This is a genomic window from Desulfovibrio psychrotolerans, assembly GCF_013340305.1.
Classification (GTDB): domain Bacteria; phylum Desulfobacterota; class Desulfovibrionia; order Desulfovibrionales; family Desulfovibrionaceae; genus Halodesulfovibrio; species Halodesulfovibrio psychrotolerans.
In genome coordinates, this window is sequence record NZ_BLVP01000036.1 from 206,302 (window position 1) to 221,729 (window position 15,428).

Here is a 15,428-nt window from a genome sequence, read left to right on the forward strand (position 1 = left end):
GTGCCGCAACTGTGGCTTCACTATGGGGGAGCATTGTATAGGTATAGCACATTGCGGGTCACGGGCAACAGGTTTTGCTGAACAGTATCATCCTTATGCAAGGATATACGCGTCCTTGCATGGAATATGGCAATGGCTATGCCGTGCCGTGTTCCGCCCTTCCTCAGGCAGGTACCCGTCAGTCTTCAGGGTGCGTTAAGGAGGCAACATCCGTGTGATTCAGGGGCAGGCGCAAATGGAACGCGGTTCCTTTTCCCGGAACGGATTCCACGCTTATATCCCCCCTGTGATTGCGGTGAACAATCAGGTAGCACACCGAAAGCCCGAGTCCGGTCCCCTTTCCGGGGGGCTTGGTGGTGAAAAAAGGCTCGAAAATACGGCGTCTTGTTTCGCCGTCCATGCCGGGGCCGTTGTCGCGCACCATGACAGCCAGACTGTCTCCTTCCTGCCGGGCGGCAATGGTTATGCGCCCCTGTTCAGTGCGGTCCGCCCGTTCTGTGGGCCGTTCACTTGTCCGTTCACTAGCCCGATTAGTAGCCCGATTAGTAGTCTGTTCAATGCGTTGTTCGGCGATGGCTTGGGCGGCATTGCGCAGCAGGTTAAAGAATACCTGCACCATTTCCGTTTCAGAGCAGTGCACCTCAGGAAGGTCGGGCGGAAAATCACGCGTGATTATCAGACTGCGAAAATCGAACCTGTTCAGCACGTCATAGTCCGACTCCGCAAGACGAATGGCCCGTTCCACAATGTCCGGCAGCCTATGCGGGGCATGGTGGCTCTCGCTTTTGCGGCTGAAGTTGAGCATGTTGGACACGATCTTTGCCGCCCGCTGTCCGCATTCCCGTATGCCTTCCAGCATGCGGTCCATGCGCCGCAGGCGCATGTATTCGCGTATGGCTTCCAGGCTGCATCCCGCCTCTTCGGCTGCCTTGCGGTTGGCTTCTATATCGCCATAAAGCCGCCGCGAAATGTTCTGCACACCTTGCAGAATGCCGCCCAGCGGATTGTTTATCTCATGGGCCATGCCTGCTGCCAGCCCGCCCACGGAGAGCATTTTTTCCGACTGCACCAGCAGTTCTTCCGTACGCTTGCGTTCGGTGGTGTCCGTAAGAATGGCAAGAATCTCGTTCCCTATGGGCTTAACTCTAAACTCCACAAAGCGTATTTCGCCATTTTTGCAGGCAACCTCCCATTCCCGCACAGTGGTGTTGGAGGGCAGGGCGTTTCCCGCTCTGCGAAGCGCCGCATCCCACAGCATGCGCCCTTGTCTGCGGTATCCGGGGTCCGGAAGGGCTTTTTTCCACCATTCATCCATGTGCGGCACATCCCCGTGCGTATAGCCGAGCATACGCGTGAATTCCGTGTTCACCAGTAACACGTTACCGTTTCGGGCAATAAGGGCCATGCCCAGCGGCGAACTTTCCACCAGAGTCCTGAACCGTTCCCGGCTCTGCCGCAGGTCGGCGGTTTTCTGCTGCACGGCCCGTCGCAGGCTCCACGTCCATAACAAAAACCCGCACAGGAGCAGGGCGATGGGAATACCGGCATACATGGCGTAGAGCATTAAGGTCCGGGTTATGGATTCCCGTTCATACACCCCGAACCACTTGTCGTGGATGCGTTCATATTCCCCGGAATTTTTAATGATGTTTAACCCTTCGTTAAAGGTCGCCCGCAGCACCTCATCCCCCTTGCGTACCACAATGCAGAAGCGCCTCGGCTCCATGGGCGGTCCCACTGTCTCCAGTCCGTCTAGTTTCCGGCGGTGTATGATGTGCAGTGCCTGCAGGGTGCCCAGCAGTGCCGCGTCGCATCCGCCCGATGCCAGCGCGTCGAGCGCTTCATTCTGCGAGGTAACTGTCACTATGGTCACATCGGGCAGGTTCAGGCGTGCATAGTCGTGCATAATGTCGCCCTGCTGCACAACAATCGTCTTGCCCGCAAGATCATCAAGTGAGGCTATGGGTGAGCCTTTGCGCACAAACAGGGCGTGATTGGCTATGATATGCGGTGTACAAAAATCCACCAGTCTTTCCCGTTCCGGGGAGTAGTACATGCCCGTCAGGGCGTCTATTTCTCCCTGTTCTATCTGGCTGCGCACTTCTGTCCACGGACCAAGGTCAATGCGGATATTCAGATTCATGACCCGTGCCACAGCACGCACAATGTCCACGCTGAACCCGGAGGGAACGCCATTGTCCAGAAAATCGTAGGGGGGGTAGTTGTAGTCTCCACGTATGTGGATGAGATTGTCGTCTTCCGCGCTCTGTGCGGGAGAAGCGTAAACGCCGGACCCCAGCAGCAACGTGCATGCGAAGATGATGAGCAGGGTGCGCATGTCCTTGTCCTCGGGCGTTATCGCTGTGGCGTACGGTGCCGCTGAGGCGTACGGTGCATGTACAACCCGTTCGGCATGTTACAGTATATACGTCTTATGCCATTCCGGCATATATGAAAAGACCGGCCAGAAAAAAACCTGTAAGGTGTACAGAAATATCGTGCTGTGCATATCCGTATTGCCCGCACCCTGCATATGCGGTACTTGAAAAAGAGGGGCCTGTTCCTGCCTGTGTGTGGCAGGGTAATCACTACAAGGCCGGAGGCCCGGCACACAGCATGCGATGGCGCAGGCCCGCAGAAGAGGAGAACAATGAAGCGATTTTGTTACACCATAACAGTGTTTCTTTTGTGCGGCATGCTGCAGAGTATGGTTTCGGGCTGTTCACAGAGAGAGCACCATGAACCTGTCCGGCGTGTTACTCTGGAAGCAGCCGTGCAGGAATTCTTAGCATCTTCTGGAGCGCCGGGGGTGGTCGTCTCCGTGCTTCGGCGCGGCGAGGATGCGCCGCTTTCCGTAGCCGGCGGGCTGGCCTGTCTGGAAAACCCTGTGGAAATGGCACCCCTCAGCGTGCTGAAGATTGGTTCCGTCACCAAGGTGTATACGGCATTGCGTGTGGAAATGCTCATGGAAGAGGGCGTCATAGGACCGGATACGCCCCTTGCCCGCTTTTTTCCGGAATTTCCCGGCGCAGAAGCAATACACATCCGCCACCTGCTGACGCATACGTCAGGGGTGCCGGAAATGCTCAGAATGGAGCGCCTGCTCGCCAACACCGCAAAGGCATGGACCGCGCAAGAAATTCTCGCCATGGTTGCAGAACAGCCGCTTGATTTTGAACCGGGTACCAGGCAGAAGTACTCTAATTCTGGCTATCTGCTCCTCGGCCTCATCATAGAAAAGGTCACGGGCGAGTCATACGAGCGGCAGATACTGCAGCACGTTGCAAAGCCGCTGGGCATGGCGGACATGCGCGCCGGAGACGATACCTCCATAGTGCCCGGCCTTGCCTGCGGATATGCGTGTACTGCGCAGGGGAACCTGTGCAAACCCATGCTGCTGAGCATTGTCCCCGGCTTTGCCACGGGCAACCTGCTCGGCACGGCGGAAGATGTGGTGCGCCTCGTCAATCAGGGCCGCATACTGCGGAACAATCTGTTGGATAATCCGCCTTCCGGCCCGTACATTTTGGATACCGGCGAAGCCGCGTATACCCATACGCAGTTTCAGGATATGTCCTACGATGAGAGCAACCACAGCGGCATGGCCACATATCATTTTTCGGAACGGTCCATGACCCTCGTGGGCAAGGCCGGCATGTTTCCGGGTTTTGCCACATGGTTTTTGTATGATCCGCAAACCCGGATGGCCGTTGCCGTGTCCACCAATCACGAGGCCCGCTCTCTGGAGGCCCAGCAACTCGCCGTCCATGTGCTGGAAGATATCCGTCGTACAGGCAGGCCATGATGAACCCCGCCGTCAACCTTCCGTGTCCGGTGTTACCGCAATGAACCATCCGCCGCAGGCAGCCTCATGCGCACTCCTGTCCGGTGCCGTCCCCACAGACAGCATGGCTGCCCCGTGGCTGCCCCGGACCGTGCCCTGCGGCACCATCCTGTGCGTTGGGCTGGTTCTGGCGGGCGATCCGCAGCACTGGTGCGCGGCTGCTTCGCCCTATGCCGCACCGGATGAACTGGAGCGGGCGTCCCGCTTCATCCATACCATAGACGCGGCACGGCATCTGGCGGGCAGGGCGCTTGTCCGCAAGGTTCTGGCTGCGGCAACAGGCGTCTCCTTTCCAGCCACCCCCTTTTCCCGCAATGCATGGGGCAAGCCGGAACTGCCCGGCAGTCCCGTTTCCTTCAGCATCTCTCATGCCGGAACCATGCTCTGGACCGCTTTCTGCCGTCATACCCCCGTGGGCATCGATGTGGAGGCAATACCCTCCGCAACAGACGTTTTTGAACTGGCCCGCATGTTGCACTCAGACGAATGCGCTGAGATTGCCGCCCTTTCGCAGCATGAGGCGGTGGCGTGTTTCTACCGCACATGGGTCCGTAAAGAAGCGGTGCTCAAGGCGGTGGGCGAGGGACTCAACCGTTCGCTGACCAGCTTCCGCGTCAGTACCGGTGCGGCCTCCGGCAACTGGCTGCAGCAGCCGCCCGGCGGGGAAGGATATGCCTCCCCCGGCTGGACCACCGCAGACATTGCAGTGCGCGAAGGCTATTTTTGCAGCGTGGCCGCACAGGCGTCCGGTCTTTCCCTTGCCGTACACCATGTGCCGTGCCCGGATGCGGCTCTGTTCTTTGCATGAACACCGTGCGGAACCCGTTTGCCATCCTCATGAACAGGAGCGTGTATGATCCCGGTAATGTCACACCCCCTCACCGGTCTTGCAAACGAACTGGCATTCATCACGCTTGAGGAAGCATGCCGCCACCTCGACAATTATCTGGGCAACTTCGTGCTGGATGATGTGGCGGGCATTGTCTACGCCAACCGTTTTCTCGGTGCGCCGGATCTGGAAACAGTCCCCCGTGCGGTGCACGACCTGTACTACTGCCTGAACCGCGTGCTGGAACACGCCCCGCACGGCGTGCAGGTTCTCGAAGCGCTGAACAGCATGTCCCCGCAACCGGAGCGGGCAGAACGCATCGCCTTTCTGCAACGTCTGTCGCCGGACCCGCACCTCAAGGAAAAAATCGTCAAGCACATCCGACAGGATGACTTCGAAAAGGCTCAGCGGCTGCTCCATCAGCAGCTTTCGGAACTTCCCGCGTGCCTGTGGGCTGCTGCCCAGCTTCTGCAGGACGATGCGGACCACGGCAGGCACCCCGGTCCGTGGCAGAGCATGTTCAAATGCCCCGCGAAAATCCGCCCCCTGTGGGACAGGATGCTTTTCCACCATTACGCTGCGCTCGGCTTGCATGAAGATGCGTTGCGCCTGTGGGAACAGATGGATGAAGCCCATTCCGGGCCATACAGCCTCAATCTGGCGGCAGAGATGTACCGGGCACTGGGCGACCGGGGCAAGGCGTCCGCCCTGTACATGCAGTCGATCAAGCAAGACCCCCGCCAGACAGTTCTCCGTTACCGGCTGGAGGAGCTGGCAAATCCCTTTACGGCAGATCATTCCCTGCCGGAACGCCGCAGCGTGAATATCTATCTGTATTCATGGAATAAGGCTGATTTTCTGGAAAAAACCCTGCGCGGGCTCGCCGCAACGCACATAGGCAATGCCCGCATCCGCCTGCTGCTGAACGGCTGTACAGACGATTCCTTGAACCGCGCGGAACGCATCCGCGATGAATATTTCAAGGAAAACATGAAGATCATCTCCCTTCCCGTGAACATAGGCGCTCCTGCCGCACGCAACTGGCTCATAGCCCTTCCCGAAACCCGCGAGGCAGACTACACCGCCTTCCTCGATGACGACGTAGATGTGGAGGAGCATTGGCTGGCAAAGCTCCTTACGGTGCTGGAGGCAAACCCCGGAGCGGGCGTGGCGGGATGCAAGGTGGTCTATCCGGGCACACCGCGCAGACTGCAATACCTCTACCGCACGCCTTCCGTTGTACGCGACGACCTCTTCCGTATCAGTTTCGAGGCACCGTCCGTACGCAACGATACCGGTCTCTACGATTTTGTAAGGTCAACAGCCAATGTCATGGGCTGCTGCCATCTCTTCCGCCGTCAGGCGTTGCTGGACTGTCCCACCTTCGATATCTGTTTCTCGCCCAGCCAGATGGATGATATAGCTCATGATTTTGATCTGCTGCTTAAAGGGCACGGAATAATCTACTGCGGCTTGGCTTCCTGTGTGCATCACCAGAATACGGGAACAGCGTTTTTCAGAACACGAAAACTGTCGCAGCACGGCAACATAGCCGGAAATGACGTCAAGTTTTTCTACAAATTCTGGGAAAACCGCAATGAACTGCGTTCCCTTATGAATGTCAGACAACCCGCTTCCGGCGGTGCGTAGGGTTTTGTACCGGCAGACGGATCATTTTCTTTTTCCCGTCAAGACACGATACGGTGTGCAACCACCCTGTTGCAGTGCACATTTTTTCTCCTTTTCCTCCTGCACTATTCTTCATGCCTGTGCGGAATATAATACCGCAACTGCCATGTTTTGTGTTGCTGTGCAGAGATGGAAAAATATCCTAAACGCCCGTCCGCTTCCGGCCCCCGTTTCGCCCCCTGTCTCGGCATGGTCCCATGTCTGCTGTGGGCTTATCTCATCACGCTCTTCGTTCTTCCCGGCATCGGGTTGGCGCAAAGGCAGGAATCTCCTGTCAGCATAAACGGGCCGCAAATAGCCGCCCGTCCGGTATCCGGCCTGCAGCTTACCCCCGAAGAGGCCAAATGGCTTGATGAGCATCCGCGCATATCCGTCGGTGTCATGGATTCATGGCCGCCCATGGATTATGAGGATGCAACCGGCAGCCCCGCAGGCATCGGTGCGCAGTTTGTCCATGCGCTTAACCTCCGTCTGGGCGGCAGGCTTCGTCTGCATTCCGCCCCGTGGGACGAAATCTACCGGGCTGTCTCCGAACAGCGGCTGGATGCGCTCATGGGCATCACGCCCAGCGCGGAGCGTGAGGAATACTTCCATTTCACCTCTCCGTACGTCACTGTGCCGCATGTCATTGTCGCCCGTAAAGAAAGCCCCTTTGCAGACGGCATAGCCGATCTGGAAGGCAAGCGGGTAGCCGTGGAGCGCGGTTTCATCATCAGCCGTATTCTCGCCGGCAACTTTCCGGGCATGGATGTGGTGGAGTATCCCGCCACCAAAGAGGCGATGCGGGGAGTGGTCACAGGAGAAGCCGATGCCTATATCGGCAACCGCGCTGTGGCACTCTATCTCATGGAAGAGGAGGAATTCGCCCCGCTGCGCATTCAGGGCCGCATAACCGAAGCCTCGTCCGTAAACGCCATCGGCGTGCGTAAAGACCAACCCATCCTGCGCGGCATCCTCCAAAAGGCGCTGGACAGCATGAGCATGGACGAGCGGCATACTATCCTCGGCAAATGGCTTCTGCCGGGTCAGATCGGCGGCGGTCCGCGCCTGCCGCTTTCCGCAAAGGAAAAGGCATGGCTCAGCGCGCATCCCCGCATGAGCGTTGCAGTCATGGATGCCTGGCCGCCACTCAACGCAAAAAACAGCCATGGCACGCCGGAAGGCATAGGCGTGGATTTTCTCAATCTCGTGGGTGCGCGTCTGGGGGTGGATATCGATCTGGTGGCAGCTCCCTTCGAGTCCAATCTGGAAGCCGTGAAGGAACGGCAGACAGACGCGCTCATGGATGTCACGCCGCGCCCGGACCGTGAGCTATACCTCCACTTCTCCAAGCCCTACATTATCGTTCCGCACGTCATTGTCGCCCGTGCGGGCGAAGACTACTATGAGAACGAAGACCATCTGCGCGGCAAGCGCGTGGCACTGGAAAAAGGCTTCGGGAATAATAAGCGGTTCAGGGAAGAATATCCCGATGTCACAGTGCTGGACTACCCGGACACCATTTCCTGCCTGCAGGCCGTATCAAAAGGCGATGCAGATGCCTACGCGGGCAACCGTGCCGTTGTCATGTACCTTATCGCCAAAGACCTGCTCACCAATCTGCAGATTCAGGGCAATCTGCGTGCTCCCGGTTCCGTGCTCACCATGGGCGTCCGCAAAGACTGGCCGGAACTTGTGCCGCTGCTGAACAAGGCGCTGGACTCCATCACCCCGGCAGAGACTCAGGCCATTCTGCGGCGCTGGACAGGGGACCAGTGGACAGGACAGGAACTTGTCCTCAGCGATGAGGAAAAGGCATGGCTCAAGGCAAACCCGCAGCTCAGGCTGGCGGCGGTGACAGACTGGCCCCCCTTTGAATTCCGTGACAGCAGTGGAGCATTTGCCGGCATATCTTCTGAATATGTACGGCTGTTCAACGAAAAACTGGGTATAACCCTCAATCCCCAGTTCGGCATGTCATGGGCGCAGATTCTGGAAGCGTCAGCCCGTGGCGAGGTGGACGTAGTACCCACCATCATGCGGACAGAGGCGCGGGAGAGGCATTTCCTCTTCACGCGCCCGTATATCCGCTCTCCGCTTGTGGTCATCACGCGTGATGATGCCCCCTATGTGGAGGGGCTGGGCAGTCTTGCCGGTAAGACTGTCGCCGTCACCAGGGGCTACGTGACGCAGGAGTTTCTGGAACGGGACCACCCTGCGCTGGACCTGCTGCTGGTAGAAACCACCGAAGATGCCCTGCTGGCAGTGTCCAAGGGCCGTGCCGACGCCATGGTGGAAAACGTGGCGGTCATGAACTACCTCAGCCAGCGGCTGGGGGTGAGCAACCTTAAGGTGGCGGCTCCCACACCGTACTTCATGGACCTGTCATTCGGCGTGCGCAAAGACCTGCCGGAACTGGCCCAGATACTCAACAAAGTGCTGGCCGCCATTCCGGAACGCGACAGAGCCGTCTATCACGAACGCTGGGTGAACCTGCGCGTGGAACAGCGCACGGACTGGGGGATGGTCTTTGGCATAGCCGGGGGCATCTTCCTGCTTGCTGCGGGCATTGTGTCCGTTTTTGTCCTTTCCAATCGTCGTCTGCGCGAAGCGCAGCAGCGCATTGCCGAATCAGAGGAAAAAGTCCGCGCCATGAGTGCCGCCATGCACGACGGACTCATGATGTGCGATGCCCCCGGCAACGTCCTGTTCTGGAACCATGCGGCAGAGGCCATGTTCGGCTATACGTCGTCAGAGGCGGAAGGCTTGAACATCCACGCCCTCTTTGTGCAGAACATCGGGCAGGAGGAAAAGAACCGGGCTTTCAGTGAGCTTCCCCGCGAAGACGGTGGCCTGCTTCTGGCGGGCCTGCGCGAAGAAACGGCACTGCGGCGCGATGGCAGCACCTTCCCCGTGGAAACGGCTGTGGCGTCCTTCCGCATGGGCGGCAGATGGTACACAGTCAGCTCCGTGCGCGATATCACGCAGCGCAAGGTTCAGGAGCGCGAGCTGGAAAAAGCCAGAGATGCGGCGGAAGAGGCCACCAGAGCCAAGTCGGATTTTCTGGCCAACATGAGCCATGAAATACGCACCCCCATGAACGCCATCATCGGCATGAGCCATCTGGCCCTGCAAACGGAGCTTACCCCCAAGCAGCGCGACTACATCAGCAAGGTGGACCTGTCGGCCAAAACCTTGCTCCGCCTCATCAACGACATTCTGGACTTCTCCAAGATAGAGGCGGGTCGCATGGATATTGAGCATACGGAATTCTATCTGGATGACGTGCTCTCCAATCTGGCGCACCTCACCGGTGCTTCCGCGCAGGACAAAGGGCTGGAACTGCTTTTCCGTATCTCCCCGGATGTACCGGAACGGCTGGAGGGCGACCCGCTCAGGCTGGGGCAGGTGCTCATCAATCTGGTGGGCAATGCGGTCAAATTCACCAAGCAGGGCGATGTGGTCGTCACCGCTGCGGTTGAAGAACAGCAGGGCGGCAGCATCCTGCTCCGTTTCGAGGTTGCAGACACGGGCATAGGCCTTACCCCGGAGCAGCAGTCCCGCCTCTTTTCCTCGTTCACGCAGGCAGATGCCTCCACCACCAGAAAATTCGGCGGCACCGGCCTCGGGCTGGCCATATGCAAGCGTCTGGTAAATCTTATGGGGGGCGACATAGAGGTGCATTCGGAATACGGGCGCGGCACCACGTTCCGGTTTACTGTGCGGTGCGGCCTGCGTGCCGGGCAGGAGCGTCGCTTTGCCGTGCGCGAGGATTTCAGGAATACCTCCGTCCTTGTGGTGGATGACAGCACAACCTCGCAGGAAGTTCTCAGGAGCATTCTGGAGGACTTCAGCTTCAAGGTCGATGTGGCTTCCACAGGAGCAGAGGCCCTCGATATGCTGGAGAGGGCGGAAAAACCTTACAGACTCATTCTCATGGACTGGAAGATGCCCGGAATGGACGGGCTGGAAACATCCCGTCGCATAAAGGAACACAGAAACCTTGCGCAGATTCCCACCATTATCATGGTCACCGCTTACGGGCGTGAGGAGATCATGCAGCAGGCAAATGCCATAGGGCTGGACGGCTTCCTCATCAAGCCCGTGGGGCCATCGTTGCTGTTTAATACCATCATGGATGTGTTCGGCGAAAATGTGGAGCAGACCACCGGGCCTGCCCGTAACGAGGGAATGCTGGAAGAGGCCCGCTCAAGCATCGGCGGGGCACGTGTGCTTCTGGCAGAAGATAACGAGATCAATCAGCAGCTTGCCGCAGAGATTCTGGAACAGGCATGGATGCAGGTCGCCGTGGCCCGCACCGGAAAAGAAGCCGTGGAGATGGCGGGGCAGGGCGAGTATGATGTCATCCTCATGGACATTCAGATGCCGGAAATGGACGGTCTGGAGGCAACGCGGGTGTTGCGGCGCGATGAACGCTTCAGCGGCGTCCCCATCATAGCCATGACAGCCCACGCCATGACCGGTGACCGGGAAAAGAGCCTTGCCAGCGGCATGAACGACCATATCACCAAGCCCATAGACCCGGATGTCCTTTACGCAACACTCATCCGCTGGATTCGCCCCTCCCGCCCGTCTTCCGCATCTTCGGTGCCGGGCCCGCGCACCTTCCGTCCGGTCACGCCCCGGCACGGAAAGGAAGAAGGCCCCGCGTTGCCGCAATCCATTCCCGGCATTGATATGCGGTCCGGCCTCATGCACGTGGGGGGAAACAGGGCACTGTACCGCAAGCTCCTCATCAAGCTTCGTGACGAATACGGGCAGGCAGCAGCGCAGATGCGGGAATATCTGGCTTCAGGCAATCAGGGCGATGCGGAAAGGCTGGCCCACACCGTCAAGGGTGTGGCGGGCAATCTGGGGGCAGAGGCCCTGCAGGAGGCGGCAAAGCAGCTGGAAACAGCCATCAAGGACGCGGCAGCCGATGCTCTGCCAGGTCAGAACGAATCCCTGATGGAAGCCTTTGAGCGGGAGCTGGCAGCAGTGCATTCAGCCCTTGCTGCCGCACTTCCGGAAGCACCGCAGGAAGATTCCCCCGCCCAGGGTCCGGTCTCGGATAATGAGTCCCTGCGGCAAGCTCTTCAAGGCCTGCTGCCCCATCTCAAAACAAGAAGGCCAAGGCCCGTGAGCGAAGCCTTTACCGTTTTCGATGCATTGGTGTGGCCCCCGAACCTGCGCGACGATATAGGCAGGCTTGCGGAGCAGATAGGTAAATACAGGTTCAAGGAAGCGGAAACACTGGCGCGGAACATGCTGTCCGAACTGGAAGGGGAACAGGATGAGCGAGCATAGCCGGGCAAACATTCTCGTCGTGGACGATACGGAAACCAACATCGACATTCTTGTGGATGTTCTGGCACCGGAATATGAGGTAGCTGTGGCCATGGATGGCGCAACCGCCCTTGAAATGGCGGAAGAGGAGCCGCCGGACCTCATCCTTCTGGATATCATGATGCCGGACATGGACGGATACGAGGTGTGCAGGCGGCTCAAGGCTGCCAGAACCACCTATCGCATTCCGGTCATTTTCGTCACCGCCCTCAGCGATACGCAGGACGAGGCTGCGGGGTTCGCGGCAGGCGGTGTGGACTATATCACCAAGCCCATTTCTCCCCCCATCGTGCTGGCACGGGTGGCCACGCATCTGGCGCTGGCGGATCAGCAGCGCGCCTGCGAACACACCGTGGAACGCCAATTGGCAGAAATTCGCCAGAGCCATAAGGATGCGGTCTACATGCTCGGCCATGCAGGCCATTATAATGACGATGATACCGGCGTGCATATATGGCGCATGGCCTCATACGCCCGTGAACTTGCCAAATCGCTCGGCTGGTCTGTGGAGGCGCAGCAACTGCTCCTGCTTGCTGCCCCGCTGCACGATACGGGCAAGATAGGCATGCCGGATTCCATCCTCAAAAAGCCCGGCCCTCTCACGGAAGAAGAGTGGGTAATCATGCGCACGCATACCACCATCGGGCACCGTATCCTCTCGGTCAGCAACACGCCCCTGTTTGTCATGGCGGCGGATGTGGCTCTCTGCCACCATGAACGGTGGGGCGGAGGCGGCTACCCTGCCGGACTTCAGGGAGAAGCCATTCCGGAGGCCGCACGCATCGTCGCAATAACAGACGTCTTTGACGCGCTGACCATGCAGCGTCCCTACAAGCAACCGTGGCCTGTTGAGCGGGCATTGGAATATATCGCGCAGGGCGACGGCCACTTTGACCCCCATATGGTAGAGCACTTTCTGTACATACAGGACCGGATTGTGGAAATAATGCGGCACTGGAACAGAAAGGAAAAAGGAAACTTCCTATAAGTTCTCATCGTAGGAAAAGCCTCCGCGTCAGGCGGTGATAACCTTGTCCTATGCAGGGCTCGCGGTATGTGGTGGTGCATGGAACAGGACAGTCCGGTTTCATATGCCACGGCCATGCAGGGAACCGTGCGCATGGTCGTCCCTGCATCCGGCAGCGGTGAGAAGAGGGCGTTTTACACGTGGCAGCAGCGTGAGCAGAGGTGCAGCATATGAGCAGCAGACGAAGGGTTCTTCTCGTGGATGACGACCCGGCCCATCTGGACATTCTGGAAGCGATTCTGGGTTCCGACCACGACGTCAGCGCGGTCACCGGCGGGGAAGAGGCTCTGCTCTTTGTGCAGACAGAGCGGCCGCATATCATCCTGCTGGATATCCTCATGCCGGGCCTGAACGGATATGAGGTCTGCCGCAGGCTTAAAGCCCTGCCGGAAACAGCGGACATCCCGGTCATCTTCGTCACCTCAAGAGATGCTGATGAGGATGAGGCCCGGGGGCTGGAGTACGGCGCGCAAGATTACATCACCAAGCCGTTCTGCCCGGCAGTGGTCCGGGCACGGGTGCGCAACCATCTCCTCCTCGCGGAACAGCGGGAACGGCTGGAAAAAAGCATTTCCCTTCTGGAACACGAAAAAGAACTGCTGCAGCAAAAGGCGGAATTGGGCATTCAGGCAGGCGGGCTCGCGCACGATATGGCCAATATCCTTACCGTGCTGGAAGTGCTGCGGTATATCCCCAGAGAACGTCCCGGCACCGATGAGGAATGGGCGGATGTCCTTGCCGCCGTGGATATGTCTGTGGAAAGCATGGACGTGGGGGCGGGCATCTGCAAAGGCTTCACCAGCTACCTGCGCAATGTGGGCGAACCGGCGGAAGATTGTTCTCTGAGCGACCTGCTGCAGGTGCTCGGCATGTACAGAAAACGCTACAAAGGCGCGCTCACGCAGCATGTGCAGCCAGCTATGCCGCCTGTGCGCTGCAAGGCGTGGCAGGTGCGCAGGGTGTTCGTCAATCTGTTCACAAACGCCATGCAGGCAGTGGAGCAGGCCGCCTCACCGGAAATTGCCCTGCGCCTGTGGCATGATGCACAGGGGGCGCATTTTTCCATAACCGATAACGGAGCAGGCATCCTCCCGGAACACCTGCCCCGCATCTTCGAAGAATCCTTCACCACCAAACCCGCCGGAACCGGCCTCGGCCTCTATATGGCCCGGCAGATTATGGACTCCCACGGCGGAACCATCACCGTAGATTCGCAACCCGGAAAAGGCACTACCTTCACGCTCACCTTTCCGGTGCATGGAAATACGGTCTAGGGCCGGTCTGGTTTGCTCATGCAGGTTCCCGCTACGTCTTCACTACGCCCCCTGATACCGCCACAGATTCTCCGCGTTGCGGAATACCTGATATCTGGATTGATCCAGCGGGTAGTCCCATGAGCCGCTGCGCAGCTCAATATGCCCCCCGAAGCCGGTCTTGAAGCGGTACAGACCGTGGAAACGGTGGTCCTCATCCCACCCCGGCGAAACGGCTCCCATGTCATAGACTGTGCAGCCGCGCTGCCGTGCCCATCGCATGGCTGTCCAGTGCATGGCATACGGAGCCATAAGATTCTTGTGGGTATCCGAAGAGGCTCCGTAAAGAAAGCTCGCCGTGCAGCCGGAGACAGCCACGATGGCCCCTGCCAGCAGGTTCTGTCCCCGTCTTGCCATAAGGAAGAGAATTTCCGGCGTTCCGGGATTTTCTGCCCGGACCTGAAACAAGGCAAGAAGCTGCCGGTATTCGCAGGCACGAAAACCGTTGCGCCTCGCCGTGCGGCAGTACATGTCGTGAAAGGCGGGCAGCACATCCGTGCCTGCTCTTTCAACCACCACTCCTTTCCGTTGTGCCAGCCCTATGTTGTAGCGCGTTTTCGGCTTCATCCGGGCCAGCATCTCGTCTTCGGACAGCCGCAAATCCACCTTAAGCGTACTGGCTACGGTCATATCCATCCCCGTCTTGTGCAGGTTCCATGACCGGGTGCCCATGTTCATGCGCATTTCCCGTACCCGCGCCTCCGGATAACCGTTCAGGTCGCCGTTGCGAATGGATTCGGCATAAGGCGACTCCCACGGCAGGTCATACCGGATAAACGCCACATCCCGGCCCATATGCTCCACAAGGGATTCAGACAGTTCCTCCAGAAACACGCCGTAGCTGTCCTGTGCCGGTGCGTGCTCCGGGCCTTGTGGCACATAGGCCAGCGTAGCGTCCGTATCATACTGCTGCAGCAGCACCAGCACGTCACCCCAGCGGTCGGAAGTGTACAGGTCAAAGGCCATGGGCATAAAGCCCAGCCGGGATTTTACATCGGCCCAGTAGGGAGTCTGAAAGACAATGTCTGTGGGGACTAGGGCCTGTGTGTTTTTGAAGGAAAGCTGAAGCATGTGAACTCCTGTTCATGGCAGTTGAGCCGCGCAAAGAAAAAGGGTTCCGGCACATGGCCGGAACCCCGCAAAGGCGCTGTCTGAAAAACGGGTCAGAAAGGCGTGCGGGTACGCAGGGGCAGGGAGCCGCAATTGCGGCCTGAATCAAGGAAGGCGCAGCTCTCCGGACGCACGCGGAGAAGCGTGCCGCCGTTGCTGCCGCATCGGTTCGCGTCAGTGCGCATGATCGTCATGGCGTGCGAAAATATCCGCACAGGTGTGCGGCAGTCTGTTGTTGCGTACATCATCATGAATGATTGTCAGAGTTGCAGGATATCTGAAGTGAAGGAC

General features: G+C 58.7%; 8 protein-coding genes. 6 read left to right on the forward strand and 2 right to left on the reverse strand.

The annotated features are described in order from the left end of the window. Nucleotides 1-178 precede the first annotated feature (178 nt). On the reverse strand, nt 179-2,338 hold the full coding sequence (locus tag HUV26_RS15540; RefSeq protein WP_174411051.1) for a transporter substrate-binding domain-containing protein: 2,160 nt from the start codon (nt 2,336-2,338) through the stop codon (nt 179-181). 312 nt (nt 2,339-2,650) lie between these two features. Here HUV26_RS15540 and HUV26_RS15545 point away from each other — a divergent pair, with 312 nt between their 5' ends. The 6 genes from HUV26_RS15545 to HUV26_RS15570 all read left to right on the forward strand — a co-directional run bounded on the left by HUV26_RS15545 (nt 2,651) and on the right by HUV26_RS15570 (nt 13,988). Continuing rightward, nucleotides 2,651-3,805: a serine hydrolase domain-containing protein gene (locus HUV26_RS15545; RefSeq protein ID WP_174411052.1), complete on the forward strand. Its 1,155-nt coding sequence runs from the start codon at nt 2,651-2,653 to the stop codon at nt 3,803-3,805. A 40-nt stretch (nt 3,806-3,845) separates the two neighbouring features. After that, on the forward strand, nt 3,846-4,652 hold the full coding sequence (locus tag HUV26_RS15550; protein ID WP_174411053.1) for a 4'-phosphopantetheinyl transferase family protein: 807 nt from the start codon (nt 3,846-3,848) through the stop codon (nt 4,650-4,652). Nucleotides 4,653-4,697: 45 nt separating this feature from the next. Then, nucleotides 4,698-6,323 (forward strand): glycosyltransferase, encoded by a 1,626-nt coding sequence (locus HUV26_RS15555; RefSeq protein WP_174411054.1) that lies wholly within the window; start codon nt 4,698-4,700, stop codon nt 6,321-6,323. 168 nt (nt 6,324-6,491) lie between these two features. Next, nucleotides 6,492-11,648 carry a transporter substrate-binding domain-containing protein gene (locus tag HUV26_RS15560; protein WP_174411055.1) on the forward strand — a complete coding sequence of 1,719 codons (5,157 nt, stop codon included), beginning with the start codon at nt 6,492-6,494 and terminating at the stop codon, nt 11,646-11,648. Then, the gene (locus HUV26_RS15565; RefSeq protein ID WP_174411056.1) at nt 11,635-12,675 is read left to right on the forward strand and encodes a response regulator; all 1,041 of its coding nucleotides are present in this window, start codon (nt 11,635-11,637) and stop codon (nt 12,673-12,675) included. The genes HUV26_RS15560 and HUV26_RS15565 overlap by 14 nt, the downstream gene beginning before the upstream one ends. Before the next feature lie 209 nt (nt 12,676-12,884). Next, entirely contained in the window at nt 12,885-13,988 is a 1,104-nt protein-coding gene (locus tag HUV26_RS15570; protein ID WP_174411057.1) for a sensor histidine kinase, read from the forward strand. A gap of 42 nt (nt 13,989-14,030) precedes the next feature. Here the strand turns inward: HUV26_RS15570 and HUV26_RS15575 are convergent, their stop codons facing one another. Further along, nucleotides 14,031-15,098, reverse strand: coding sequence for a lipid II:glycine glycyltransferase FemX (locus HUV26_RS15575; protein ID WP_174411058.1), 1,068 nt, complete (start codon nt 15,096-15,098; stop codon nt 14,031-14,033). Between the last annotated feature and the right edge of the window lie 330 nt (nt 15,099-15,428).